The sequence below is a fragment of the Arthrobacter sp. H20 genome (assembly GCF_000520515.1).
GTDB lineage: Bacteria > Actinomycetota > Actinomycetes > Actinomycetales > Micrococcaceae > Arthrobacter_D.
In genome coordinates, this window is sequence record NZ_AZRY01000235.1 from 1 (window position 1) to 3,066 (window position 3,066).

Annotated in this window: 5 protein-coding genes and 1 pseudogene; 4 read left to right on the forward strand and 2 right to left on the reverse strand. The window is 61.2% G+C overall.

Translation table 11 applies throughout. The features are described 5' to 3' along the window. Positions 1–30 precede the first annotated feature (30 nt). The 3 genes and pseudogenes from Y703_RS0102295 (at position 31) to Y703_RS17405 (ending at position 2,092) form a co-directional block, all read left to right on the forward strand. Complete coding sequence (locus Y703_RS0102295) at positions 31–231, forward strand: IS3 family transposase (RefSeq protein WP_253907904.1); 201 nt, start codon at positions 31–33, stop codon at positions 229–231. After that, positions 228–905 (forward strand): annotated as a pseudogene (gene acnA, locus Y703_RS0102300) (aconitate hydratase); the annotation flags it as partial. The gene Y703_RS0102295 and the pseudogene acnA, both read left to right, overlap by 4 nt. Further along, positions 902–2,092 (forward strand): NAD(P)/FAD-dependent oxidoreductase, encoded by a 1,191-nt coding sequence (locus tag Y703_RS17405; RefSeq protein WP_216698851.1) that lies wholly within the window; start codon positions 902–904, stop codon positions 2,090–2,092. The pseudogene acnA and the gene Y703_RS17405, both read left to right, overlap by 4 nt. 34 nt (positions 2,093–2,126) lie before the next feature. Here the strand turns inward: Y703_RS17405 and Y703_RS17410 are convergent, their stop codons facing one another. Next, complete coding sequence (locus tag Y703_RS17410) at positions 2,127–2,414, reverse strand: carboxymuconolactone decarboxylase family protein (RefSeq protein WP_253907902.1); 288 nt, start codon at positions 2,412–2,414, stop codon at positions 2,127–2,129. Beyond that, positions 2,401–2,544, reverse strand: coding sequence for a hypothetical protein (locus Y703_RS22865; RefSeq protein WP_253907903.1), 144 nt, complete (start codon positions 2,542–2,544; stop codon positions 2,401–2,403). The genes Y703_RS17410 and Y703_RS22865 overlap by 14 nt, the downstream gene beginning before the upstream one ends. A 242-nt stretch (positions 2,545–2,786) precedes the next feature. On the opposite strand from Y703_RS22865, the gene Y703_RS0102315 reads away from it, so the two are divergent. Further along, on the forward strand, positions 2,787–3,066 hold a 280-nt coding region (locus Y703_RS0102315; RefSeq protein ID WP_026551430.1), incomplete at its 3' end, for a hypothetical protein.

A 3,066-nucleotide genomic window follows, 5' to 3' on the forward strand; every position in this document is an offset into this window, starting at 1 on the left:
TTCACTCCGACCAGCTGTTCCTGGCTGAATATGGTGGAGATCTTCTTCGGGATCATCACCCGCCAGTGCCTCAAACGCGGGGAATTCAGCTCGGTGAAAGAGCTGGAAGAAACCATGGACCGCTACATCGAGAACTACAACCAAGACGCCAAACCATTCACCTGGACCAAGTCAGCGGAGTACCTCCTGGGCAAGATGAAACGCAAACAAACCATTAACACGGAGCACTAGGTGACTCGGTGACAACCGACCACATTTCCCCCGCCGGCACCATCAAACAGGACTCCCCCGCCGGTCAATACCTGATCGAACAAGGCGTAGCGCCGAAAGATTTCAACTCCTACGGCTCACGGCGCGGCAATCATCACGTGATGATCCGCGGTACGTTTGCGAACGTCCGGCTCCGTAACCAGCTGGTACCAGGGGTCGAGGGTGGAGTCACTCGCCACTGGCCCGGTGGTGAACAGCAGACTATTTTCGAGGCTTCAACATCGTATGCGGCCGAAGAGGTGCCGCTGATCATTCTCGCTGGTTCCGATTACGGTTCCGGGTCCTCGCGGGACTGGGCTGCCAAAGGCACATCGCTTTTGGGCGTCAAAGCCGTGCTCGCCACCTCCTTTGAAAGGATCCACCGCTCGAACCTCATCGGCATGGGCGTACTCCCCTTGCAGTTCCAGGGCGGGGAAACAGCAGGGTCCCTGGGCCTGACAGGCGAGGAAATCTACTCGATCACGGGGCTTGAAGGCCAGGATCCACTGCCGCGTGAAGTCACCGTCCGTATCGATAGTGAAGGCGGCACCCGGAATATAACCGCTACGCTGCGCATCGATACTCCAGCCGAGGAGGCGTACTTCGTCCATGGCGGGATTCTGCCCTACGTCCTGCGCCAACTGCTCGCCGCATGACGGTACAAGACGAGCCAATGGTCATCGTCGGTGCTGGTTTGGCCGGTGCGAAGGGTGCCGAGGCGTTGCGGCAGGAAGGATTCGAAGGGCGCATCATCCTGATCGGGCAGGAACCCGAGAGGCCCTACGAACGCCCCGACCTCTCCAAGGACTACCTGACGGGCGCCTCGGAAAAGGAGAAAATTTACGTTCACCCAGAGCCATGGTACGCAGATCACGGCGTGGAGTTGCGGCTTTCCACCCGTGTCACCGGCATTGACACCCAAAACCGCCTGGTAGACCTGGAGCGAACAGGACCGGTCCGCTACGACAAGCTACTAATCACCACCGGCGCCTCCGCACGGTTGCTGCCTGTTCCGGGCGCCGATCCACACCGCGAATATTACCTTCGCCGGGTCGAGGACTCACAGCAGCTCAGGTTCATTCTCCAGTCGGCCCACCAGGTGGTCGTGGTCGGCGGCGGCTGGATTGGCCTGGAAGTGGCTGCTGCCGCACGGGCAGCCGGCGCGGCCGTCACGGTGCTGGAGCGCGAGGAGTTGCCGCTGCTACGGGTGCTGGGGCGGGAAATGGCGCAGGTGTTCGCTGATCTGCACCGCGATCATGGAGTCGGCTTACGCTGCGGCGTGCAGATCGCCGAAGTCACCGGCCACGGACGGAAGGTCACCGGCGTCCGGCTCGTAGACGGTACCTGGATTGAGGCGGATGCGGTGGTCGCCGGCGTCGGTACCACCCCCAATACTGACCTCGCGGCGGATGCCGGGCTCGCCGTGGATGACGGGATCATCGTCGATGAACATCTGCGCACCTCTGATCCACACATTTTTGCGGCCGGGGACGTGGCCAACGCGCGCCATCCACTCCTGGGCAGGCATCTGCGGGTCGGGCATTGGGCCAACGCACTGCACCAGCCAGCAGTGGCGGCCAAGTCGATGCTCGGAATCGACGCCGCTTATGGCCGACTGCCGTACTTCTTCACCGATCAGTACGACGTAGGAATGGAGTACTACGGTCACGCCGGGCCCGGCGACTACGACAAAGTTGTCGTGCGTGGAAACGTGGACAAGCGGGAGTTTCTCGCTTTTTGGCTGAGGAACGGCGTCACCCTGGCCGGTATGAACGTCAATATCTGGGATGTGACTGAACAAATCCACGCGTTGGTAGCTTCAAAAAACCGGTCGACCCGGTGAAACTGGCCGATCCCGGCGTCCCACTGTCGGGCGTTTACGCCGACGGTCCTACCGGGTAGCGAGAGAAAATCGCCACCCTGTTAAAGGCGTTAATGACGGTGACCAGCCACGCTACCGCCGAAACCTGTCCGACATCCAAAACCTGCTCGCTCCGGTCATACAGTTCATCGGGGACCTGCCCGTCGCTGACCCTGGTCAGCGACTCCGTCAGCTCCAGGGCGGCACGCTCCTGCCCGGAGAAATAACCGCTCTCCCGCCAGGCTGGTAACACGGCCAGCCGGTCGGTTGATTCGTCGTTGTTGAGTGAATCACGGGTGTGCATCCGCAGGCAGAAGCTGCAGCCGTTGATCGAGACCCGCCGCTGCGGCGGACTGCGAAGCGGCGGTGTTCATCTCCAGCAGGGCCTGGTAGACGGCAAGGTCTTGTTGACTGATATTCACACGCTCACTCATGGCGCCATGGTATCCCGGCCCCCGGGATGACCGGACGGACACGGGCCTCTTTCGTTTCGGAGGAATCGATGCCTCCGAAACTGGCCGAAGGCTCGGACCACTTTCTTTCCGAGCATATTTACCGCAGAGGATAATGTGAATCATGTTTCCGGCCCGGGGACGCGCGTAAAGTCAGCGGAAATGGCCAACACTAGGTAGACAATCGCCTGTCAGAGTAGCGTTCCACGACCCGGAGGACCCTTGTGGCTTTGCACCTTCACCATCTTCCGCCCCGCATAGCCTGCGGAGCCTTCATCCTCAACACCGGGATCACGAAACGGTCCCTGGACGTCGAGGCGGCAACCGGTCTGCGGGATCAGGCCGCCGTCGCATTTGCCCCGCTAAAGAAGATCGACCCTGTGCGTTTCGGCAAGATTCTCTCTACCTCCGAGATCATCCTTATCCTGGGCGCGGCCCTGCTCGTCCCGGTGGTGCCCACCTGGCTGGCAGCTGCTGGCCTCACCGGTTTCTCGGGGGCACTGA

Excerpts from the sequence above, each read along its gene's own strand:
- Y703_RS17405 (WP_216698851.1), top strand. The coding sequence starts at position 902 with ATGACGGTACAAGACGAGCCAATGGTCATCGTCGGTGCTGGTTTGGCC.
- Y703_RS17410 (WP_253907902.1), bottom strand. The coding sequence starts at position 2,414 with ATGCACACCCGTGATTCACTCAACAACGACGAATCAACCGACCGGCTG.
- Y703_RS0102295 (WP_253907904.1), top strand. The coding sequence starts at position 31 with ATGGTGGAGATCTTCTTCGGGATCATCACCCGCCAGTGCCTCAAACGC.
- Y703_RS22865 (WP_253907903.1), bottom strand. The coding sequence starts at position 2,544 with ATGAGTGAGCGTGTGAATATCAGTCAACAAGACCTTGCCGTCTACCAG.